At 60.6% G+C, this 22,645-nt stretch carries 20 protein-coding genes and 2 pseudogenes; 12 read left to right on the top strand and 10 right to left on the bottom strand.

Annotated features, from left to right (window positions below; genetic code table 11):
* Positions 1-1,191, bottom strand: coding sequence for an exo-alpha-sialidase (locus SJY08_RS18680; RefSeq protein ID WP_377277514.1), 1,191 nt, complete (start codon positions 1,189-1,191; stop codon positions 1-3).
* A 232-nt stretch (positions 1,192-1,423) separates the two neighbouring features.
* Here SJY08_RS18680 and SJY08_RS18675 point away from each other — a divergent pair, with 232 nt between their 5' ends.
* From SJY08_RS18675 to SJY08_RS18650, 6 genes are all read left to right on the top strand, one after another.
* Complete coding sequence (locus SJY08_RS18675; RefSeq protein WP_069042688.1) at positions 1,424-2,299, top strand: DMT family transporter; 876 nt, start codon at positions 1,424-1,426, stop codon at positions 2,297-2,299.
* Between the two features lie 23 nt (positions 2,300-2,322).
* Positions 2,323-3,822, top strand: coding sequence for an ABC transporter substrate-binding protein (locus SJY08_RS18670; RefSeq protein WP_054149306.1), 1,500 nt, complete (start codon positions 2,323-2,325; stop codon positions 3,820-3,822).
* An 82-nt stretch (positions 3,823-3,904) separates the two neighbouring features.
* On the top strand, positions 3,905-4,819 hold the full coding sequence (locus tag SJY08_RS18665; RefSeq protein ID WP_054149307.1) for an ABC transporter permease: 915 nt from the start codon (positions 3,905-3,907) through the stop codon (positions 4,817-4,819).
* A gap of 9 nt (positions 4,820-4,828) precedes the next feature.
* The gene (locus tag SJY08_RS18660; protein WP_377277511.1) at positions 4,829-5,746 is read left to right on the top strand and encodes an ABC transporter permease; all 918 of its coding nucleotides are present in this window, start codon (positions 4,829-4,831) and stop codon (positions 5,744-5,746) included.
* Positions 5,739-7,358 (top strand): ABC transporter ATP-binding protein, encoded by a 1,620-nt coding sequence (locus tag SJY08_RS18655; RefSeq protein WP_054149309.1) that lies wholly within the window; start codon positions 5,739-5,741, stop codon positions 7,356-7,358. Before SJY08_RS18660 ends, SJY08_RS18655 begins: the two co-directional genes overlap by 8 nt.
* 26 nt (positions 7,359-7,384) lie before the next feature.
* Positions 7,385-8,278, top strand: a complete 894-nt coding sequence (locus SJY08_RS18650) for a dihydrodipicolinate synthase family protein (RefSeq protein WP_377277508.1) — start codon at positions 7,385-7,387, stop codon at positions 8,276-8,278.
* Between the two features lie 64 nt (positions 8,279-8,342).
* Here SJY08_RS18650 and SJY08_RS18645 read toward each other — a convergent pair whose 3' ends face one another.
* From SJY08_RS18645 to SJY08_RS18620, 6 genes are all read right to left on the bottom strand, one after another.
* Positions 8,343-9,776, bottom strand: a complete 1,434-nt coding sequence (locus tag SJY08_RS18645; protein ID WP_377277506.1) for an aldehyde dehydrogenase family protein — start codon at positions 9,774-9,776, stop codon at positions 8,343-8,345.
* A gap of 13 nt (positions 9,777-9,789) precedes the next feature.
* On the bottom strand, positions 9,790-10,527 hold the full coding sequence (locus tag SJY08_RS18640; protein ID WP_377277504.1) for an MBL fold metallo-hydrolase: 738 nt from the start codon (positions 10,525-10,527) through the stop codon (positions 9,790-9,792).
* Between the two features lie 10 nt (positions 10,528-10,537).
* The gene (locus SJY08_RS18635; RefSeq protein ID WP_377277502.1) at positions 10,538-11,623 is read right to left on the bottom strand and encodes an ABC transporter ATP-binding protein; all 1,086 of its coding nucleotides are present in this window, start codon (positions 11,621-11,623) and stop codon (positions 10,538-10,540) included.
* Complete coding sequence (locus SJY08_RS18630; RefSeq protein WP_377277500.1) at positions 11,620-12,408, bottom strand: ABC transporter permease; 789 nt, start codon at positions 12,406-12,408, stop codon at positions 11,620-11,622. The genes SJY08_RS18635 and SJY08_RS18630 overlap by 4 nt, the downstream gene beginning before the upstream one ends.
* Positions 12,409-12,410: 2 nt before the next feature.
* Complete coding sequence (locus SJY08_RS18625; protein ID WP_377277498.1) at positions 12,411-13,274, bottom strand: ABC transporter permease; 864 nt, start codon at positions 13,272-13,274, stop codon at positions 12,411-12,413.
* A 228-nt stretch (positions 13,275-13,502) separates the two neighbouring features.
* Entirely contained in the window at positions 13,503-14,576 is a 1,074-nt protein-coding gene (locus tag SJY08_RS18620) for a PotD/PotF family extracellular solute-binding protein (RefSeq protein WP_069042679.1), read from the bottom strand.
* Positions 14,577-14,718: 142 nt separating this feature from the next.
* Between SJY08_RS18620 and SJY08_RS18615 the strand changes: the two genes are divergently transcribed.
* The gene (locus SJY08_RS18615) at positions 14,719-15,345 is read left to right on the top strand and encodes a TetR/AcrR family transcriptional regulator (RefSeq protein ID WP_054149317.1); all 627 of its coding nucleotides are present in this window, start codon (positions 14,719-14,721) and stop codon (positions 15,343-15,345) included.
* Between the two features lie 30 nt (positions 15,346-15,375).
* A complete protein-coding gene (locus SJY08_RS18610; protein WP_377277495.1) occupies positions 15,376-15,771 on the top strand; it encodes a YybH family protein in 396 nt (131 codons plus the stop codon).
* A 297-nt stretch (positions 15,772-16,068) separates the two neighbouring features.
* Here the strand turns inward: SJY08_RS18610 and SJY08_RS18605 are convergent.
* The 3 genes and pseudogenes from SJY08_RS18605 to SJY08_RS18595 all read right to left on the bottom strand — a co-directional run.
* Positions 16,069-16,280, bottom strand: a pseudogene (locus SJY08_RS18605) (IS3 family transposase); the annotation flags it as partial.
* Positions 16,281-16,388: 108 nt separating this feature from the next.
* A pseudogene (locus tag SJY08_RS18600) lies at positions 16,389-16,571 on the bottom strand (two-component system response regulator); the annotation flags it as partial.
* A 247-nt stretch (positions 16,572-16,818) separates the two neighbouring features.
* Entirely contained in the window at positions 16,819-18,153 is a 1,335-nt protein-coding gene (locus tag SJY08_RS18595; RefSeq protein WP_054149319.1) for an MFS transporter, read from the bottom strand.
* Positions 18,154-18,390: 237 nt separating this feature from the next.
* Between SJY08_RS18595 and cyoA the strand changes: the two genes are divergently transcribed.
* The 4 genes from cyoA to cyoD are packed head-to-tail and all read left to right on the top strand — an operon-like array spanning position 18,391 to position 22,636.
* Entirely contained in the window at positions 18,391-19,596 is a 1,206-nt protein-coding gene (cyoA, locus tag SJY08_RS18590) for a ubiquinol oxidase subunit II (protein ID WP_069042675.1), read from the top strand.
* A 12-nt stretch (positions 19,597-19,608) separates the two neighbouring features.
* Positions 19,609-21,621: a cytochrome o ubiquinol oxidase subunit I gene (cyoB, locus tag SJY08_RS18585; protein ID WP_054149321.1), complete on the top strand. Its 2,013-nt coding sequence runs from the start codon at positions 19,609-19,611 to the stop codon at positions 21,619-21,621.
* Positions 21,615-22,238 carry a cytochrome o ubiquinol oxidase subunit III gene (gene cyoC, locus SJY08_RS18580; RefSeq protein ID WP_377278663.1) on the top strand — a complete coding sequence of 208 codons (624 nt, stop codon included), beginning with the start codon at positions 21,615-21,617 and terminating at the stop codon, positions 22,236-22,238. The genes cyoB and cyoC overlap by 7 nt, the downstream gene beginning before the upstream one ends.
* A complete protein-coding gene (gene cyoD, locus SJY08_RS18575; RefSeq protein WP_054149323.1) occupies positions 22,238-22,636 on the top strand; it encodes a cytochrome o ubiquinol oxidase subunit IV in 399 nt (132 codons plus the stop codon). The genes cyoC and cyoD overlap by 1 nt, the downstream gene beginning before the upstream one ends.
* Positions 22,637-22,645 lie beyond the last annotated feature (9 nt).

Here is a 22,645-nt window from a genome sequence, read left to right as displayed (position 1 = left end):
TCATTCTCCGTTTTCGGGACGATCCCAGCCGGGGGCGAGCCGGACATATTTGATCGCGCGTCGGTGATAGGTGTAGGCGATATGGAGCGATCCATCCTGATCTGCCAGCAGCCAGGGATAGGACATTTCCTTGTTTCGTCCATCGGTGGAATCGTTGGACAGGCAGGTTCCCGGGCCATCCTCGATCTGGATCCGCTGCGGGAATGTCAATCCGCCATCGCTCGAAATGCAGACTGTGACAGGCGCTCGCGGCACTCCCCAGATGGGGGCGCAGCCCCCGGTCGGGTCCGCCTCCGGCCTGTCGTCTTCCTCGCCGAGTTCGTCGTAGAGGGAGGTGCGACGGTCCGGGGAGGCCGCGGCGTTGATGGGATTGCAGATGACTGCAACACGCCCGTCGTCCAAAGCGATGGCCGCGAGCGAGGAGTTGTTGTTGGGCAGATCAGTCGGTGCGGGCGTGCTCCAGGTCCGGCCGGCGTCATGGCTCTCCGTCCGGTAGACGAAATCCGCCTGGCGACGCCGGAAAAATGCGGCCATCGTCGTGTCACTCAAAGCGACCGGGGACATATGCACGCAGCCGATCGATTGGCTGAGTTCTTCAAGTCGCCAGGTTGCTCCGCCGTCTTCACTGATGCCAACGGCGGCGGTGTCATGACTGCCGTTCCACTTCTGGCCGTGGCGTGGGATGCATCTGAAGATCGGCAGGAGCCAGGTCCCATCAGCGCTGATCGGGACCGGCGCGCGCACGAAGCTGCCTCGGGGCAGGTCTAGATAGCGGCCGTCGGACGCCATCAAGACCGTCGGGTCCGACGCGTCGGTGGTGATTTCGGTCATGCGGATCCGGCATTCGTCCTGGTTGCCTGAGGGCTGCGAGGTATGAAACAGAAGCAGGCGCCCATCGGGTGCCTGAAACAAAACGGGGTTTTGCTCGGAATGATCGGGGTCGGAGCTCAGCTGCCGCGGCGGAGCCCAGGCAGACGCACCCGCTGCAAGGACGGAAGCGTAGATGGAAATGTCCGACTTTCCTTCCAGCGATCCGCCAAACCAAGCGCAAATCAGACTGCCGTCTGCCTGTCTGTGCAGGAAGGATGCGTGGTTCTGCACCATCGGCGACGGAAGATAGGCCTCGGTCCGATCGGAATCCGACGTGGTGAGTATGCCGGTCATGCGCCGGGCAATGTCATCAGGTGTCATGGAATGCTCCTCTTGTCCTCCGAAGTCGATCATTTTTCCAAAGTTGTCAAGTTTGTTTATGTTGTAAAATGGCGGATACAGGTTTCATACGTCCATTATAGCATTGTAATCGTTGACATAAATTCTGAGATTTGGAGCCGGTGAATTTTACATCGGGAAATCATTTGACAAAGATGACCGGAAGTTGGGTGTTTTGAGCATGCCGACGTGGAGGTCGGTTCGGGAGGACGGTATGCATGCAGAAGGGAAAGGCGAGCGGGTTCCCGCTGCAGTGCTCTTTGCAGTCGGAGCGGCGGTCTTGGCTGCATCCGATGCCGTCATCGTGCGTGCTCTGGATGGTGCCGTGCATCCCTTCGTGATTGCCTTTTTCCGCGCCTTGTTCGGTGCCGCCGTGCTCCTGCCTTTCGTCGTTCTGCGGCCAAAGGTGCTGCAATCAACGCATACGCTCGGGCAGCACGCCATCAGGGCGCTTTTCAAGCTTTTGGCAATGGTCGCCTTCTTTGCTGCCTTCAGCATGGGGCCGCTTGCGGACGTCACGGCCATTGCCTTCATGTCCCCGATCTTCGTCGTGCTTGGCGCAACAGTCCTTCTTGGGGAGCTACCCGGCCTTTCGATGCTCTTTGCCGTCGTGGTCGGCTTTTCCGGCGCCATGGTCATCGTCGGGCCATCACCTTCGGGCTTCACGCTCGCAGTCGGGCTCGCTTTGGCGGGTGCGTTTCTGCAAGCCGCAATCCAGCTGATCCTGAAATCGATGTCGCGCGGTGACACGACCTCGACCCTGGTGGTCTGGAACCTTCTTTTGACCGTGCCGATTTCGCTCGCGCTCGCCGTACCCTTCTTCGCCATGCCGGGAAACCGGGAGCTGGCGCTGCTGGCCCTTCAGGGCGTTGTTGGCACCAGCTGCATGGGGTTGATGACGCATGCCATGTCGCTTGCCCCCGCAAGCGTTGTCGCGCCGGTCGATTTCCTGCGGTTGCCCCTCGTGGCCGTCGGCGGTTTTGCCCTGTTCAACGAAACCATCGGCCTGACCACCGTGGTCGGCGCTGTTCTGATCTGCCTCGCGGCTCTCATGGCTGCGCGCTCGCGAGGCGTGAAAGCTTCAAACTAAATTCATCTGGGAGGAGAATGAAAATGAGAAAGACTGCATTGCTTTGTGCCCTAGCCATGGGCACGTCCCTGTCACCAGCCTATGCCGGTTCCGGCCCGATCAAGGTCGTGCTGGCCGAAGAGGCTGATCTTCTCGAACCCTGCATGGCGACGCGCTCGAATATCGGTCGTATTATCATGGAGAATGTCAGCGAAACGCTGACCGAACTCGATGTGCGCGGCGGTGCTGGTGTTCAGCCGCGCCTCGCCGAGAAGTGGGAGCAGAATACCGACGGCAGCTGGCGCTTCCATCTGCGTCAGGGGGTCAAGTTCTCCGACGGCACCGCCTTCGATGCCAAGGACGTCAAGCATAGCTTTGACCGCATCATGAGCGACAAGAACACCTGCGAATCCCGTCGTTACTTCGGCGGCATGACGGTCACGCCGACCGTCGTCGACGACTACACGGTTGATTTCAAGGCCGACCCGGTCCAGCCGATTCTGCCGCTGCTCCTCACTCTGGTCACGATCGTTCCGGAAGAAACACCGCTGGAATTTGTTCGCGAGCCGGTCGGGACAGGTCCCTACAAGCTCACCAACTGGACCCCTGGCCAGCAGATCGTTCTGACGGGTCGCGACGACTACTGGGGTGCGAAGCCCGAGGTGACGGAAGCAACCTATCTGTTCCGCGCTGACCCAGCGGTCCGTGCGGCCATGGTTCAGGCAGGCGAAGCCGATCTCTCTCCGTCCATTTCCCTGGTCGAAGCCACCAACCCGGCGACCGACTTCTCCTATCTGGACAGCGAAACCGTCTATCTGCGTGTCGATCACAACATCGAGCCGCTGAACGATGTCCGCATTCGCCGGGCGCTGAACCTTGCAGTCGATCGCGAGGCCTTCCTCGGCACGCTGCTGCCAGAGAGCGCACTGCTCGCCACCGCAATCGTGCCGCCACCGACACTCGGCTGGAATCCAGACGTCAAGGTGCCGTCCTATGATCCAGAGGCAGCCAAGAAGCTGATCGAAGAGGCAAAGGCGGATGGCGTGAAGGTCGATACACCGATCACCATCATTGCCCGTTCGGCCAACTTCCCGAACGTCACCGAGATCATGGAGGCGATCCAGCAGCAGATGCAGGAAGTCGGCCTCAAGATCGAGCTGAAGTTCGTTGAGGTCGCCGAACACGAGCAGTATTACTCGAAGCCGTTCGCAGAGGGCCGTGGTCCGCAGCTGGTCGCTGCCATGCACGACAATTCGAAGGGGGATCCGTCCTTCTCGATGTTCTTCAAATATGCAACGGAAGGTACGCAGTCCGGCTTCTCCGATCCGAAGGTCGACGACCTGATCCAGCGTGCATCGGCTGCTGTCGGCGATGACCGTGCCAAGCTCTGGTCGGAAGCGATCGCCTATCTGCATGACGAAGTGGTCGCCGATGTGCTTCTCTTCCACATGGTCGGTTTCTCGCGTGTCTCCGAGCGTCTGGACTTCAAGCCGACAATGGCGACGAATTCCATGCTCCAGCTCTCCGAGATCAAGATCAAGTAATCGTCGGGCGGCACGCGCCGTCCTATTCAAAGCAAGTCATGCGGCGGGGTGATCCCGCCGCACCGTTTTCTTAGAGGACGCCATGCTGAGCTTCATCCGAAAACGCGCCGTGGCCAGTTTGATCTCGTTGGTCGGACTTGTGGTCATGGTCTTCTTCCTTTCTCGCCTGACAGGTGATCCGGCAGCCCTGTTCCTGCCGGTCGAAGCATCGGAAGAGATGAAGAACCAGTTCCGGGAATTGCATGGCCTCAACGATCCCTTGCTGGTCCAGTTTGGCCGCTATGTCGGCGATGTCGTGACGGGTGATCTCGGCGAATCCCTGCGCAAGGCGCGGCCGGCGCTCGACGTGGTCCTCGAAGCTTTCGTCTGGACGCTATGGCTCGCCGTCATCACCATGAGCTTGGTGACCGCTGCCGCCATCGTTGTCGGCTCACTCGCCGCCTTCCGGGCCGGCGGCTTTTTCGACCGTTTCTCGTCCATCGTCTCGCTGGTGGGAGCCTCCGTCCCGGATTTCTGGCTGGCCATCGTCGCGATCGTCATCTTTGCTGTGAACCTCTCCTGGCTGCCGACGTCGGGGACTGGGTCAGTCTGGCATTGGATCCTGCCAATCGGCGTGCTCTTCGTCCGGCCTTTCGGCATCATCGTGCAGGTCGTGCGGGGCTCGATGATATCGGCGCTCTCATCGGCCTATGTCAAAACCGCGCGGGCCAAGGGTGTGAAGTCGACCCCGATCATCTTCATCCACGCGCTTCGCAACGCCATGTTGCCGGTCATCACCGTGATCGGCGATCAGGCTGCGAGCCTGCTCAACGGTGCCGTCATCATCGAAACCATCTTCGGCTTTCCGGGCGTGGGCAAGTTGATGATCGATTCCATCTTGCAGCGCGACTTCAATGTCGTGCTGGCCGCGATCCTCGTCACGGCGCTCGCCATCTTCCTCATGAACCTGCTGATCGATCTTGCCTATGCGCTTCTCGATCCCCGCATCCGGAATTGAGGAGAAGGCATGTCCATCGAAGCAACCGCCATCATCGACGAACCGCCCTTCCTCAAGCGCATGTTTCGCATGCTGCTTGCCGACAAGTTTGCGCTTTGCGCCGCGATCTTTCTGCTCATCATTCTCCTGATGGCCATAATCGGCCCAAGCTGGCTGGGCGACCTCGCCACCAAGCAAAACCTGCGCGGTCGCAATGCAGCGCCCTTTGATTTCGAGAGAGCATGGGTCTGGTGGATGGGCGCGGATGCGCTCGGCCGGCCGCTGCTGGCTCGCATCATTGTCGCTACCCAGAACACCGTGATGGTCGCGGCCGGTGCCGTGCTGATCTCGGCTGTGACTGGAACGGTTCTTGGCCTCATCGCCGGCTTTTCCTCTCCGCGGGTCAGCCAGATCATCATGCGGCTCGCCGACGTGATCATGTCCTTCCCGTCGCTGCTGATTGCCGTCATCGTGCTCTACATTCTCGGGTCCTCGATCCTCAACCTGATGATGGTGCTCGCGATCACCCGCATCCCGGTCTATCTGCGCACCACGCGGGCCGAAGTGCTCGAGATCCGCGAACGCATGTTCGTGCAGGCGGCGCGAGTCATGGGCGCGTCGAGCAAGCGCATCCTGTTCCGGCATATCCTGCCGGTGGTCTTGCCCACTTTGACCACGCTCGCCACCCTCGACTTTGCCTATGTCATGCTGGCCGAAAGCGCGCTGTCGTTCCTCGGCATCGGCATTCAGCCGCCGGAGATCACCTGGGGCCTGATGATCAGCCAGGGGCGACAATACCTCACCAATGCCTGGTGGCTCTCCTTCTGGCCAGGGCTCGCGATCATCCTGACGACGATGTCGCTCAACCTGCTCTCCAACTGGCTGCGGATCGCGCTTGATCCGGTGCAGCGCTGGCGTCTGGAAATGAAAGGGGCCAAGAATGGCTGACCATCTTCTCGAAGTCCGCAACCTCTCGGTCGAGTTCCACACGGCAGTCGGCGTCGTGAAAGCCGTGCGCGACATGTCCTACCATCTCGACCGTGGCGAGACGCTCGCGATCCTCGGCGAAAGCGGGTCGGGCAAGTCGGTGTCGTCTTCGGCGATCATGAACCTGATCGACATGCCGCCTGGTCGCATCTCCTCGGGTGAAATCCTGCTCGACGGTGTCGATCTCCTGACGATGCCGCTGTCGCAGCGACGCGAAATCAACGGTCGCAAGATCGCGATGATCTTCCAGGATCCGCTCAGCCATCTCAATCCGGTCTATACCGTCGGCTGGCAGATCCGCGAGGCGCTCACCACGCATGGCACGGACAGCACGAAAGCCCAGGCAGAGGCCCTTCGCCTTCTCGGTCGTGTCGGCATTCCCGATCCCGAACACGCCCTCGACAAATATCCGCACGAGTTTTCCGGCGGTCAGCGCCAGCGTGTGATGATCGCCATGGCGCTGGCCTTACGTCCCGATCTCCTGATCGCGGACGAGCCGACGACCGCGCTTGATGTCACCGTGCAGGCCGAGGTGTTGGCGCTTCTCAAGGAGTTGCAGCGCGAGACCGGTATGGCCGTTCTCATCATCACGCATGATCTCGGCGTCGTGGCCGAGATTGCGGATCGGGTGGTGGTGATGGAAAAGGGCGTGTTGGTCGAGGCTGGCACGGTGCGCGAGGTCTACAAGAATCCGCAGCATCCGTACACGAAGAAGCTGATCGCGGCAGCGCCGGGCAAAGGCGAAATGCATCAGCCGCTGAAGGGTGCCGAACCCGTATTGAGCGTGCGAGACGTGCGCAAGAACTATGGCGCCTTTGCCGCCTTGAAGGGCGTCTCCTTCGACCTGCTGGCCGGTGAGACGTTGGCTGTTGTCGGCGAAAGCGGTTCGGGAAAATCGACACTCGCCCGCATCCTGCTCAGGCTCGATGAACCGGATTCCGGGTCGGCGCTGTGGAAGGGCAGGGACCTTTTCCAGCTGTCGCCCGCCGAACTCTACAAGCTGCGTCGCGATCTGCAGATGGTCTTCCAGGATCCGACACAGTCGCTCAATCCGCGCATGACCGTTTACCAGCTGATCTCGGAAGCCTGGGTCATCCATCCCGATATCCTGCCCAAAGCGAAGTGGCGGGAGCGGGTGGCCGAACTGTTGACCCAGGTCGGGCTCGGACCCGAGCATATGGGTCGCTATCCGCACCAGTTTTCCGGCGGCCAGCGCCAACGCATCGCGATCGCCCGGGCGCTCGCGCTCGAACCGCAGCTGATCATCTGCGACGAGGCGGTGTCCGCGCTCGACGTGTCGGTCCAGGCGCAAGTCATCGCGCTTCTCGACGGGCTTCGAAAGCAGATGGGCATCGCCTTCATCTTCATCGCCCATGACCTGCCGGTCGTGCGAGACTTCGCTGACCATGTGATGGTCATGCAGAAGGGTGAGGTCGTGGAACTCGGCACGGTCAGAGAGATCTTCGAGACGCCCAAGGAAGCCTATACCCGGGCGCTGCTCGCCGCCGGGCTTGATCCCGATCCCGACGTGCAGGCACAGAACCGCGCCGCACGTCTCAGCCGCGCCTCGTAAGTCAGAAAATTCCGGAGAACATTGTCATGTCGAAAAAGGCCTTCGTCGCGCTCGTCACCTGCTTCAACGAGGACGAGACGATCAATTACGAAGCCACCCGAGCTCAGGTGCGCCGCCAGGTGGCTGCGGGCAACAACATCATGTGCGCCGGCACCAATGGCGATTTCACTGCACTCACCTTCGAGGAAAAGGTAAAGCTCGCCGAAGCCGTGGTCGATGAAGTCGGCGGTAAGGTCGACGTGATCGTTAATGCCGGAATGCCGGCGACCTTCGAGACGATCAAGCTGGCGAAGGAATTCGACCGGATCGGCGTAACGGCAATCGCCGTCATCACCCCCTTCTTCATCGCCTGCACTCAGGACGGTCTCATCCGGCACTTCTCGACGGTTGCGGATGCGGTGAAGACGCCGACCTATCTCTACGATATCCCGGCCCGCACCCAGAACCACATTGAACCGGAGACCGCGCGCAAGCTCGCAACCCACGGCAACATCGCTGGCATCAAGGATTCGGGCGGCGCCAAGGAGACGCTGGAAGCCTATCTTGCGGTGTCCCGCGACATGCCTGGCTTCGATGTCTATTCCGGGCCGGACCATCTCGTGCTCTGGGCGTTGCAGAATGGCGCTGCCGGCTGCATTTCCGGGCTCGGCAATGCGCTTCCTGATGTGCTAGCAGCGATCCTGAACGGCTATAACGGCGGTGACATTGCAGAGGCTGAGCGCCAGCAGGCGACCTTCACGGCCTTCCGTACCGATCTCTACGCCCTTGGCTTTGCGCCTGCCATGGTCAAGCGGGCGCTCTTCCTCCAGGACAGTTCGGTCGGCGCCAGCCGCCAACCGGCACTCTTGCCGGATCCGGAGCAGGACGCAAAGATCGCGGATATTCTTCGGCGATTTGGTCTCTCGGTCCAGTCCCACTAGAGCAGGTTAGGTACCTTGGCGACCGCGGCCTTGATGATATCCGCGGTCGGTAAGGATTTGATCCTCAGGCCGCGCTAGGCCGATGCACGGTCTTAATCTCGAGGAAGTCTTCAAGACCGAACATACCACCCTCACGGCCATTGCCCGACTGCTTGTAGCCGCCGAACGGGCTGCCATAGCGATGTGGCGCGCCATTGATATGCACCATGCCGGCGCGAAGGCGCGCTGCAACACGTTCGGCGCGGTCGAGATCCCCGGACTGGATATAGGCGGCCAGGCCGTAATTGGTGTCGTTGGCGACCTCGATCGCTTCCTCCTCGGTGTCGAAGGGAATGATCGCCAGCACCGGGCCGAAGACCTCATCGCGGGCGATCCGCATCCGGTTGTTGACGCCGGCAAAGATGGTCGGCTTGACGAAGTAGCCTGTCTCGAAACCCTCAGGCTTGCCCGGGCCACCAACGAGAAGCTCGGCGCCCTCAGCGATGCCAGCCTCGATCAGGGTCTGCACGCGGCCGTACTGGATGTCGCTGACCAGCGGGCCGATATGTTCGCCGGCTTCTTCCGGATTGCCGACGCTGACCTCGCTTCCCACGCGCTGGGCGATTTCTACCGCCTGATCGTAAACGGAACGCTGGATCAGCAGTCGCGTCGGAGCATCGCAGGACTGGCCCGAATTGTTGAAGCATTCGAGCACGCTGCCGGTAATGCGCTCTTCGAGATCCGCATCCTCGAAGACGATGTTGGGCGACTTGCCGCCGAGCTCCAGGGTTACGCGCTTCACGGTATCGGCGGCATCCTTGCTGACGGCTGTGCCGGCGCGGGTCGAGCCAGTAAAGGACATCATATCGATATCCCGGTGTTTCGAGAGCGCTGCACCGACATTGGCGCCATCGCCATTCACAAGGTTGAACGTCCCGGCCGGGAAGCCCGCTTCGTGTACCATCTCGGCGTAGAGCAGGGCGTTGAGAGGCGTGAACTCGGAGGGTTTCAGAACGCAGGTCGAGCCTGTCGCCAGTGCCGGAACGACCTTCAGGGCGATCTGGTTGATCGGCCAGTTCCAGGGGGTGATGAGGCCACAGACGCCGATCGGTTCGCGCAGCACGATGTCGCCGTTCGGCAGTTCTTCGCGCAATTTGATGCGCTTCAGGGCCTCGATGAAACCTTCGAGATGGCCGACGCCGACATGCGCCTGCTGGTCGGTGCTCATGGTGATCGGGGCGCCGAGTTCGAGCGTGATTGTCCGTGCCATCTCGTCGTAGCGGCGGGTGTAGATCTCAAGCAGCTTTTCGAGAAGTGCAATGCGTTCATCGAGGCTGGTGCGGCTGTAGCTCTGAAATGCCGTCTTGGCAGCGGCAACCGCGCGGTCGATATCGGCGGCCGTCCCCATCGAGATCACGGCGATCGGCTTTTCGGTCGCGGGATTGATGACCTTAAGGTCGTGAGGCGCGATCGGGTCGACCCACTCGCCGTTGATGTAGAACTTGCGCTTGTCGAGCATGCTTGCCTCCCCGTCAGATTGTCTTGTGTTTTGCGTCGAGCCAACCGGTGATCAGCTCCCGATATCGTTCGCCGCTGAAGCTTGGAAAATGGCCGCCATGCACCAGACGCACCTTCAGCCGCAGCAGGCGCTCCATCGAAGCGTGATAGTCATTGGCGTTCGAGTGGTAGGTGTCCTCGATCAGCGGACCGTCGTAGAGAATGTCGCCGGAAAACAGGATTTCCGTCGCCTTCTCGTAGAGCGCGATGCCCCCGGGGGAATGGCCGGGAGTGTGAATGATCTCGAATTGCCGATCGCCGAGGTCGACCATGTCGCCGTCCTCCAGTAGGCGCGTCGCCGGCGCCCGCTTCACCGCATAACACTTCGAGCAATAGGGCTCGGGCGGCAGGGCGTCGAAGATGTCGTCGGTAACATAGGGGTCGGCCAGCGTGTTCTCGCGTGTCGGATCAGCGAGCAGATCTGCCTCTGCCGAATGGACCGCACGGCATTCGAACTCGTGGTGGCAGCCGATGTGATCGAAATGGGTGTGGCTTGCCACCGCGATCAGCTCACGCTCCGTGACAAGCGGTACCCATTCGCGAAGCGAAACAACGCCCATGCCACTGTCAACAAGCATGTCGCGATCGCGCCCGCGCACATGCCAGATGTTGCAGCGATAGAATTCCTGGATATGCGGCTCGCAGATATAGCTCACATCGTCGTCGAGACGGCAGACGCTGTACCAGTCCTCGGGGCGGATGCGCGGTTTCATCACGTGTCTCCTACGCTTCGACCAGAGCAACGATGGTATCTGCCTTCACCGTCAACTCGAGTTCATCGCCCGGCTGCGGGTGTGCGGTTTGCGGCAGATGGGCGGTTATCACGATCTCGGAATGGCCTTGGGGCTGAAGGTGGCATCGGTGGTGCGCTCCGAAGAAGGCGCTGTCGGTGATCCGCGCATGGCCGAGCGCAACCATTGCGCCCTCCTCGCCGGCGGACCGGAAATGTTCGGGGCGAATGCACAAGGTGATCTTTTGCTCTGGCGAAGGCGTGCCCCCGGTGAAAGCCGTGATGGGAATGATGGCTGAGCCGAGCGCCGTTTCCACCTGCGCTTCGCCTTCCGCAATCGAGATCACCCGACCGGGCAGGAAGTTCGCCTCGCCCATGAAAGCTGCGGCAAACAGCGAGCGCGGCCGCATGTAGATGTCCGAGGGCCTGCCGACATCCTCGATCCGGCCGTGGTTCATCACCACGATCCGGTCGGCGATCGCCATGGCCTCTTCCTGATCGTGGGTGACATGGATGAAGGTGGTGCCGACACGCTTCTGTATGGCTTTCAACTCGTCCTGCATCTGACGACGAAGCTTCAGATCCAGTGCCCCGAGCGGTTCGTCGAGCAGCAGCACATCAGGATCGACGGCAAGTGCGCGGGCAAGCGCCACACGCTGACGCTGGCCGCCGGAAAGCTCGTGCGGCTTCTTCGATGCGGAGGCCTTGAGCCCCACGAGATCGAGCATGGCGAGCGCCTTTGCATGGCGCTCGGCCTTTCCCATACCGCGCATGCGCAAACCGAAGCCGACATTGTCGATGAGCTTCATGTGCGGAAACAGCGCGTAGTCCTGGAACATGGTCGTGGTTGGTCGTTTTGCCGGCTCAACATGCGTCATGTCCTTACCGCCGATGGCGATCGTGCCAGCGCTCGGCTCGATAAAGCCACCTAGGATCGAGAGCAGGGTCGTCTTGCCGCAGCCAGAGGGGCCGAGAAGCACGATGAACTCGCCGGCGGCTATCTCCAGCGAGACATCGTCGAGCGCGCGGAAGGCACCGAAGACTTTCGTGGCGTTTCGGATCGAGACGTCTGCAGTCATTGGGATTTTCCGGATTTTCTGAAAACGGCGAGTTCCATCACGATGAGGAACGCGACGGAGATGAGGAAGACGACGCTGCCGATGGCATTGGTCTTGGGGTCAAGGCCGGAGCGCAGCATGCTCCAGATCTCGACCGGCAGCGTCACGTCGAAGCGCGACAGCAGGAAAGAGATGATGAATTCGTCCCAGCTGAAGGTGACCGACAGGAAGAAGGCGGCAAGGATGGACGGCATCAGCATCGGCGCCGTGACGAGCGTCATGACCTGCCAGTCCCGGGCCCCAAGATCGCGAGCGGCGCGTTCGATGTTGACCTGGTGGCCGCCCATGGAGGCGTAGATGATCGCAAAGCAGAGCGGCAGGTTGATCACGACATGACCGATGCCGACGGTCCATAGTGACAACGAAACATTGAGCCTGGACAGGAGCGACAGCAGGCCGAGCCCGATGATCAGCGTGCTGACCGTCATCGGCGCGACGATCAGGGCGCGCTGCAGGCCGGATGCGGGAAGCTTGTAGCGGGCAAAGGCATAGGCTGCGAGGAAGCCGAGCATGCAGGAGATCGCAGACGAGATGATCGCGACAACGAGCGAGTTAAAGAGCGCTGCCATCAGTTTTTCATCGGCGAAGATCTCGCCATACCACTTCCAGGTCAGGCCATGCAGGGGTGGCACAGGCAGCGTCCCGTCCTGGAAGGAGAAGAGCACGAGAACAGCGACCGGCAGGAAGATGAAGACATAGAGCCCGCCGGCATAGAGGACCGCAAGTGCCGTGTTGAGATGCCGCATGGTCACGTCCTCTCCATCTTCAGCCATCGGGCGCAGGCGAGATAGGCGATCGTCACCACCACCATCAACACCAGCGAAAGGGCGGCTGCCATGGGGAAGTCCGCGCGGCGACCGAGCTGCAGCATGATCACCTGCGGCAGGACGAGCTCATTGTTGCCACCGAGGATCTGCGGGGTGATGTAATCCCCGATGCAAAGAACGAAGGTGAGAAAGGCACCGACCATGATGCCGGGCAGCGTCAGTGGCAGGATCACGTGCCAGAAGGTCTGGAAGCCGTTTGCGCCGAGATCGGCTGCGGCACGGCGATAGTTCGGCGAGAGCTGAACGAGATTGGCATAGATCGTCAGCGTCAGCAGCATGACGAAGAAATGCACGAAGCCGATCACCGTGCCGGTCCGCGTTGCTGACAGTTCGAGCGGCTCGGCGATCAGGCCTGTCCACATCAGCGTCTGGTTCACGACACCACCCTTGGACAGCACCAACAGCCAGGAATATGAGCGCACCACATAGGATGTCCAGAATGGAAGAATCGCCATGATCAGCGCGAAGCGCTGCCAGCGTCGCGGCACGCGCTCGGCGATGATCCAGGCCAGCGGATAGGCAAGCAGGATCGAAATGACCGTGACGGTGAGCGTCACTTCGAGCGAATTGAACAGCGCTTTGAGAAGATGCGGCTTGCCAAAGAAGGCCGCGTAATTGTCGAGCGCCCAGACGGCGACGATCTCGCGGCCCTCGCGCTTCCAGAAGCTGATTGCCGCCATGTAGAGGAAGGGCACGAGAAAGAAGGCCACGGTCCACAGGACTGCCGGCAGCGCGAATACCCAGGCCTTGCGGCGTTCTCTGCGCTCGAGCGCGGTGGCGGTCATCGACGGGACACTCCGTTCTTTCAGGGCAATCGGCTCGGCTGGCGGGTTTTCATGATGGCCGATCTCAAAGGCAGCGACAAACTTCAGGGCTCAATTCTGTCGAATGCGCGCAGTTCTTCACCCGAGCATGTGACCCGCCCGGGCCGCGATGCTCGTCAAGAATAACAACGTGAGGGAAGGCTTGGGGCGCGGACGGAAGACACCTCCCGCGCCCTTTATGGGCAGCGCCTACTGCTGCAGCATTTCGGTCCAGACGTCCTGCATGGCCGCGTCGAGATCGGCATTGGCCACCGGATAGAGCTGGGTGTTCTTCAGGTATTCGGGCTGCTTGTCCCAACGGAGCGCCGTCTTCTGTTGGTCGGTGAGCTGCTCGCCGGCCTTCGCGTTTGCCGGCATGCCCCAGTAGCAGGACGAGGTGGCAAGACGGGCCTGGCCTTCGGGGCTCAGGATGTACTGCACGAACTTGATGGCCAGATCCTGCTTGGTTGAATCCTTGAACACGCCGATCGACTGCGCCCAGCGCAGGGCGCCCTGCTTCGGGACGGTCCAGTCGAGGTCCGGCTTCTCGGCGGTGAGACCTGCGGTCACCCATTCGCCGCCGCCGAGGATGATGTCGACTTCGCCGCTGACGAGCGCCGTCTGCGAGGCGACGACATCGCTCACCTGGCGCGAGACCTTCTTCATCTCGAAGAGTTTTTCCTTGATCGCCGGGAGATCGGCTTCCGTCAGGTCGGCGGTGTTCTTGCCTATGGCAAGGCCCGTCAGACCGATCATCGGCAGGTAGTAGTCATAGAGAGCGATGCGGCCCTTGTATTTCTCGGACCAGAAGATCGACAGGTCTTCCATGTCCTTCGGATCGACCTTGCTCTTGTCGTAGGAAATCGTGTTGTAGCCGAACTTTTCCGTCACGGCGTAGATCTTGCCGTCCTTGGTGTTGTTGGCCTCCATGCGGACTTCCGGAAAAATGTCGGCCATCGGCAGCTTGTCGGCCGGAATTTCGGCGAGAAGATCCATTTCGACGGCGCGCGGCACGTCGACACCATCGATCACGAAGACGTCCCAGTCGCCCGGGCGCGACTGCTCGACGATCGAGAGACCGGCGCCGGTTCCCTCATATTCCTTGAGATTCACCTTGACGTTGTTCGCCTTTTCGAAAGGCTCGATCAGTGCCGGGTCGGTGTGGTCGCACCAGACGAGGGCGTTCAGCTCCTCCTGGGCATGAGCCCCGCCGGACAAGGCGGAGATGGCAACGGTCGCAAGAAGCAGGCGGCGGGAGAGCCCGCCCAGTACGGTCTTTTCCATAAGTTCACCCTCTTGTCGAAGGCCCCGAGCGGACCCTCGCGTTGATCAGAATAGCGCTCGTTTCGGCGCCTTGAGAAAAAGATTGAGTGAATTCATTTTTTAAGTCAATCTCAAATTTGAGGAGATTCCAACGGAGTTAGCCATGACCGGATTGCGCGCCCGACAGAAGGCCGACAGGAACCGTCGCATCCTGGAAGCGGCCACCACCCTGTTCCGCGAACAGGGTTACGACAGTGCGCGCATCGAGGACATCGCCGAGATGGCAGAGGTCTCGGTCGGCACACTTTACAACTACTATCAGAACAAGGGCGATGTTCTCGTCGCCACGGTTTCGATGGAAGTGACCGAAGTGCTCGAGGCCGGCGAACGCATTGTCGCGAACCCGCCACTCAGCGTCATCGAGGCGCTCGGTGCCCTGATCAACCAGTATTACGATCACTCGCTCGTCTATCTCAGCAAGGAGATGTGGCGCACCGCCATGGCATCTGCGATCCAGCAGCCTGAGACGCCGCTCTCAAAGCGCTATACGGAACTTGACGGGCGCCTCTGTGCCCAGGTCGTTCAGCTGATCGAGACGCTCCAGCGGCGTGGCGTAGTCATCGCCGGCGTCGACGCGCGGGCGCTCGGAGAGGTCTTCTTCAACAATCTCAACATGATGTTCATCGAGTTTTGCAAGTACGAGAGCATGCCGCTTGAAGAGCTCAAGGCCCGTGTCGCCGAGCAGAACCGCCCGATCGCCGAGTTGATCAGCAGCGTCAAGCGCGTCTGACGCCCCCGAAATCCCGAAGAAATGACAGAGATGACAGATCATTCGACCGCAGTGCTTTCCGCAGCCGATGCCCTGGTGGCAGCCTTCGGTCGCCACGACACCAAGGCCTATTTCGATGCCTTCGCGCCGTCGGCGACTTTCATCTTCTACAATCTCGATCGCACTCTCGCGGATCGCGCGGCCTATAAGGCGGAATGGGCGCTGTGGGAAACCCGCGACGGCTTTAGCGTCAAGGCCTGCCGCTCAACGAACCGCAGCGTACACATCTTCGGCGATGTCGCCATCTTCACCCATGCGGTGGAGACCGATCTCGTGATCGGCGGCGAAGCGATGACGAACCACGAGCGTGAGACGATCGTCTTTGCCCACCAGCCGGACGGTCGATGGCTCGCCATTCATGAGCATCTTTCCCCGCTCCCGATGTAGTTGTTGTTTGTGACTGGGCTACTTGCGGTTCATTGGCTAGACGCCATCGGCTGCCAACGCATGGTCTGCATCTGAATTCTTTATGTGATGTACCGCTCCTACAATGTGAGACACGAAAGAAAAGCCAGATTGCCCATTGCGGCCTGGCTGGGGGCGGGTCACTCGCCGGTTCTGCTCAGGCTTTGTGATCCAGGAGACCTTGAGCAAGACGAACTGATCCACCGAGCCCAAAAGCATAAACATACTGAGCCACACAAAAGATGGGGTCAGGCAGAAGCATCTCGACACGCCTGCGAATGGTGTGGAGCACGGCTCCATGCCGATACCGATGAGCAGTGATGTCGTGTTGTCTGCGTTGAAGCAGGAATTGTCGTCAGTCAGCCATTCATTTGGCTTGGAAGTGTGTTGATGAAACGAATGCGGTTCTCCACCGCCGCGATGACCAGGTTCTGGACGTCCTCGCTCTCGATGCACTCAGTTGTCTCGACATGGGCAATGGCTTCGCAATCACGGATCCGAGACCGAGCGCACCGGAACCTTCGGCCATCTGTGAGTTGATCCGCCGGCCACGAGCCCCCTTTTGCCCTGAAGGTCGAAAGATGGCGGCAGCTTGGCCATGGGCCTCTCACCGAGCGGGTGAGCTGAAAGAGAGGCTCCATCATGTCACGGTTCGGATTGTCGATGTCGATGATGATGACGTCTGGCGGCAGTGTCTGCTCCGTCTTGGCAGTTCCCTGCCCCTCGAGAGCAGCTGTGACGTGCTAACGACCTGCCTTGCGCAGCAAACCGTGCTCGATCATCGCTGCGCGAACAGCGTTGTCATGGATCACAAGGATAGTGAGGTCGAGGTGGTTCTTAAGCGATTGAGGACGCAATGCTGCAAGGTTGGCAAGCTTGCGGCCTAAGTTTTGAGCCTGCGGCCATGCTAACTGATTTTAGAGCAGATCGGCGGCTTGACTGAACAGCGAGGCCAAAAAACAAACCCCCGGAGTGGTCTATTCCGGGGGCTGGCGGTGAAGCGCAGGTTAGGCCGATATTCGTTCTCGCTCAGTCATGCCCCTTGGGCTGCAGCGATATCTGCCGTGCCAGCGCGAGCGAGATCAGCGTGCAGACGGCCCCCGACAGAAGGTAGAGGCCGGCTGCAAACAGACCGAACCAGGTAGACAGCAACAGTGCTGCCAAAGGTGCAAACCCTGCCCCGAACATCCAGGAGAGTGCCGAGACCATCGCGGAGGCCGTGTAGCGATTTCGACGGTCAAACAGCGATGCGATGGTTCCGGATGACTGGGCGAAATTGAAGCCGAGAATGACGAAACCAACCATCATGTAGGCGACGACACCGGCCTGGCCGCCGTTCAGCAGCAGAGGCGCCGTCAGCGCGAAGGCACCGATGGCCCAGGCCCCCCAGACGAGGATCCTGTCGCGGCCGATACGGTCCGAAAGCCAGCCGGAGAACAGCATGGCAAGGATGCCGACGGCAGCACCGGCCGCTTCGATCAGGAGGAAGGTGCCCGGCGCCTCGTCCGTGTAGAGGAAAATCCACGAAAGCGGGAAGACCGTGACCATGTGGAACATGGCAAAGCTCGCCAGCGGCACGAAAACGCCGAGCAGAACCGTGCGTCCGTCCTGCGACAGGGTGGCGCGCAATCCCGTCGGGGTTAGCTCGTTCGTCTCGAAGAGTTCCTTGAACTCGGGCGTGTCGACGATGCGCAGACGCGCAAAGAGCGCGACGACATTGATCGCGAAGGCGACAAAGAATGGATAACGCCAGCCCCAGTCGAGGAAGTCGGCGGCCGACAGCGTCATGACGAGGTAGGCGAACAGCACGGCGGCGACGGCAAGACCAACCACAGCGCCAAGCTGCGGGATCATGGCATAGAAACCACGCTTGTCCTTCGACGCAGTGATGGCCAGCAGCGGTGCAAGGCCATCCCAGGTGCCGCCAAGCGCCAGACCCTGGCCGATGCGCAAGAGCGCCAGCATGGCGATTGCCCACCATCCGGCGGTTTCATAGGACGGCACCAGCCCCATGGCGACAGTGGAAGTTCCCAGCAGGAAAAGCGCCACCGTCAGCTTGGTCACGCGGCCATGTCTGCGGTCGAGGGCTGTGAAAATCACAGTGCCGAGCGGTCGTGCCACGAAGGCGAGAGCCACCAGCACGAATGACCAGAGCGTCCCGGTCAGCGGATCGAGGAACGGAAAGATGCGCGCCGGAAAGACGATGACGGACGCGATCGCGAACACGAAGAAGTCGAAGAACTCCGACGTGCGCCCGATGATGACGCCGACAGCGATATCGGACGGTGAAACGTGATGGTCATCGTCTGAAGTTGTGCGGCCGTTCTGTGCGGCCGGGGGTGCAGAACCGGTCATGCTCGCCATGTCGCGGGATCACTTTCTCGATTGTACTGGGCGGGCGCGCACCGGGGGATACAGCCTTCGCCTTAGTCTAACATGCTGAAATGAAATGCCGCAGGTGCGGCCAAATTGACAGGTGACAAATTGTCGTATGTGCTGCACCGCAAAACCCAACTAACTAGCTTGGCGAATGTCAATGGTCGTCGAGTGGTGTTCGGGGGGACCCCTGCTCTGTGACCCGTCAGCGTATCAGGGTAAGAGATGCAAGAGCTTCGCCTCCCGAAAATATTGGCCGCCGTGGTGGCGGTCCTTTTCCTGTCCGCCTGCAAGGCTGAAGTCCTTGCTCCCACCGGCGACGTCGCCGCCCAGCAGCGTGACCTTCTGGTCATCTCCACGCTTCTGATGCTGATCATCATTATTCCGGTGATGGCGCTCACCTGCTGGTTCGCCTGGCACTACCGTGCATCCAACAGTCAGGCGATCTACAGGCCGAACTGGTCCCACTCGACCAAGCTCGAGCTGATCATCTGGGCGATCCCCCTGATGATCATCATCTGCCTCGGTGCGCTGACCTGGGTCGGTACCCATCTTCTCGATCCCTACAGGCCACTGGCGCGCGTGTCTGAGGAGCAGCCGCTCGATCCGCAGCAGGAGCCGCTTGAGGTTCAGGTCGTGGCACTCGACTGGAAATGGCTCTTCATCTACCCGCAATACGGCGTCGCCACGGTGAACGAGCTTCCGGTCCCGGTCGATCGGCCGATCCGATTCTCGCTGACCTCCTCTTCGGTGATGAATGCCTTCTACATCCCGCACATGGCCGGCATGATCTACGCCATGCCCGGCATGCAGACGACGCTGCACGGTGTTTTCAATAAGGAAGGTACCTTCCAGGGGCTCGCCTCGCATTACTCGGGTGCCGGCTTCTCTGGCATGCGCTTCAAGGCAAACGCAACCGACGCTGCCGCCTTCGAGGCCTGGGTCGAGGAGGCGCGCGCGGGCAGCGACAAGCTGGACCGGGCGAAGTATCTCGAGCTCGAGCGTCCCACCGAGAACGTCACGCCGATCACGTTTGCCAGTGTCGATCCGCAGCTCTTTCCGCGCGTGGTCAACATGTGCGTCGAAGACGGCAAGATCTGCATGGCCGAAATGATGGCGCTCGACGCCCAGGGCGGAACGGGTCTCGCCGGAACGGTCAACATGAGCGCCCTGATCTACGACAAGCATGAACGCCGCGGCACGCGCGAGCCGGTCTTCGGCTGGGAACCCTTCAAGGTTCTCGGCTTCTGCTCGGCGGAAGAGCTGGAGCAGATGCTGGCCGCAAAGCCTGCTTCCTACAACGACCAGCCCGTCGTTTCGGGTCCACTGATGGGACACAACATGCCGCAGCCGGTATCGCCTTTCGGCGGTGAGGCCGAACGTTTTCTCACGCTCGTCCGGCAGGCATCCGGCAATGCGCCGCAACTCTGACAGGAATTTGGCATGGCTACGATAGACCATTCCACCACGCTTCTTCTAGGTCGCCTCAATTGGAGTGCGATCCCGACGGACCCGATCGTGCTTGCAACCTTCGTTGTGGTTGCGGTCGGGGGCGCTGCAACGGTGGGCGCGCTGACCTATTATCGCCTTTGGGGCTATCTCTGGCGGGAATGGCTGACCTCTGTCGATCACAAGAAGATCGGCATCATGTATATAATTCTGGCGTTGGTCATGCTGGTGCGAGGCTTCGCCGACGCCATCATGATGCGCCTTCAGCAGGTGCTCGCCTTCAATGGCTCCGAGGGCTATCTTAACGCCCATCACTATGACCAGATCTTCACCGCCCACGGCGTGATCATGATCTTCTTCGTGGCGATGCCCTTCGTCACGGGACTGATGAACTACGTCGTGCCGCTGCAGATCGGCGCGCGAGACGTCTCGTTCCCCTTCCTCAACAACTTCTCATTCTGGATGACCGTCGGCGGTGCCGTGCTTGTCATGGCCTCACTCTTCGTCGGTGAGTTCGCGCAGACCGGCTGGCTTGCCTTCCCGCCACTGTCGGGCATCGGCTACAGTCCGTGGGTCGGGGTCGATTACTATATCTGGGGCCTCCAGATCGCCGGCGTTGGAACGACGCTGTCCGGCATCAACCTGCTCGTCACCATCGTCAAGATGCGTGCCCCGGGCATGACCCTGATGCGCATGCCGGTCTTCACCTGGACGGCACTCTGCACCAACATCCTCATCGTCGCCTCCTTCCCGGTTTTGACGATGACGCTGATCCTCCTGACGCTTGATCGCTACGTGGGAACGAACTTCTTCACGAATGATCTCGGCGGCAATCCGATGATGTATATCAACCTCATCTGGATCTGGGGTCACCCGGAAGTCTACATCCTCATCCTGCCGCTCTTCGGCGTTTTCTCGGAGATTACCTCGACCTTCTCCGGCAAGCGGCTCTTCGGCTACAGCTCGATGGTCTATGCCACCGTCTGCATCACGATCCTGAGCTATGTCGTCTGGCTGCACCACTTCTTCACAATGGGTTCGGGTGCCTCGGTGAACGCCTTCTTCGGCATCACCACCATGATCATCTCGGTACCCACGGGGGCCAAGATCTTCAACTGGCTCTTCACCATGTATAAGGGCAGGGTGCGCTTCGACCTGCCGATGATGTGGACGGTCGCCTTCATGCTGACCTTCACCATCGGTGGCATGACCGGCGTTCTCCTTGCCGTCCCGCCGGCGGACTTCGTCCTGCACAACTCGCTCTTCCTGGTGGCGCACTTCCACAACGTCATCATCGGCGGTGTGTTGTTCGGCTGCTTTGCGGCGATCGCCTATTGGTGGCCCAAGGCTTTCGGCTTCCAGCTTAATGTCTTCTGGGGCAAGGTCTCCTTCTGGAGCTGGGTCAGCGGCTTCTGGCTCGCCTTCATGCCGCTCTACGTGCTCGGCCTGATGGGGGTCACCCGCCGCATGCGCGTCTTCGATGATCCGGATCTCAGGATATGGTTCATTCTGGCAGCGCTGGGCGCCGTGCTGATCGCTGTCGGCATCGCCGCCTTCTTCATCCAGATCGCAGTCTCGATCTGGAACCGGAAGGACAACATGGATGTCACCGGCGACCCATGGGATGGTCGCACGCTCGAATGGGCGACGTCCTCCCCGCCGCCGGCATATAACTTCGCCTTCACGCCTGTCGTCCACGATCTCGACGCCTGGCACGACATGAAGCAGGTTGGCCAGACACGCCCGAAGGCACCCTATCTGCCGATCCACATGCCGCGTTACACCGGCTCAGGCGTCATGATCTCCGCGCTTGCCACGCTCTGCGGCTTCGCGCTGGTCTGGTACATCTGGTGGCTGGCGGCCGTGTCCTTCCTCGCGATCATCGCCGTGTCGATCGCCCATACCTTCAACTACGATCGGGACTATTACGTCCCCGTCGACGAGGTCGAGCGTGTCGAAAAGGCGCGTGAGCGCGAACTGGCAAGCGTAGGAGCGCAACAATCGTGAGCACCGTCACCCAAACCGATACGCCTGCCGTCTATTGGGAAACCGAGCCGCATCACCATCCGGAAGGCGCGTCGACGCGGCTCGGCTTCTGGATTTACCTGATGAGCGACTGCCTTATGTTCGCGGTCCTCTTCGCGGTCTTCGCGGTGGTCGGCCAGAGCTATGCGGCCGGTCCCGGCCCAAAGGCGCTCTTCGAGCTGAACCTGATTGCGATCAACACTGGCTTCCTGCTGGTCTCCTCGATCACTTTCGGCTTCGCCATGCTTGCCATGTATGAAGGCAGGCAGGCCCGCATGCAGATCTGGCTTGCCATCACTCTCCTGCTCGGCCTCGCCTTCCTGGCGCTCGAAATCTACGAGTTTCATCACCTGATCGAGCTCGGCGCTGGTCCGCAGCGCTCGGCCTTCCTCTCGGCCTTCTTCGCGCTGGTCGGCACGCACGGCCTGCACGTGCTGTTCGGCTGCATCTGGCTTGTCACGCTGATGATCCAGGTCAATCAGAAAGGCCTGATCCCTGCCAACACCCGACGCATGGAATGCTTGAGCATGTTCTGGCACTTCCTCGATGTCATCTGGATCGGGGTCTTCACCTTCGTTTATCTTCTGGGGATGATCTGATGTCGCAACACTCCATCAAGCCCCATGGCCACAACGACCATGGTCACGACAGCACCGGTCATGATCATGGCAGCTACCGGTCATACCTGACTGGCTTCGTGCTGGCCGCGATCCTGACGATCATTCCCTTTGCGATTGTCATGAGCGGTGGCTTCGAAAGCCGCGTCTTGACCGCGGTGACCGTGATCGCCTTCGCTGTCGTCCAGGTTCTCGTCCACATGGTCTACTTCCTCCACATGAACACCCGGTCGGACGAAGGCTGGACCATGCTGTCGATGATCTTCACTGTCATCGTCGTGGTGATCATGATCGCTGGCTCCGTCTGGGTCATGTACAACCTCAACACCAACATGATGCCATCAATGGATCACGAGAGCTTCCAGGGCTTCGGCTCCTGAGACAGCGAG

This window comes from Rhizobium sp. R86522 (genome assembly GCF_042466255.1).
GTDB lineage: Bacteria > Pseudomonadota > Alphaproteobacteria > Rhizobiales > Rhizobiaceae > Allorhizobium.
The sequence above is the reverse complement of the archived record's forward strand: the minus strand, read 5'-3'. Positions and strand labels throughout refer to the sequence as shown.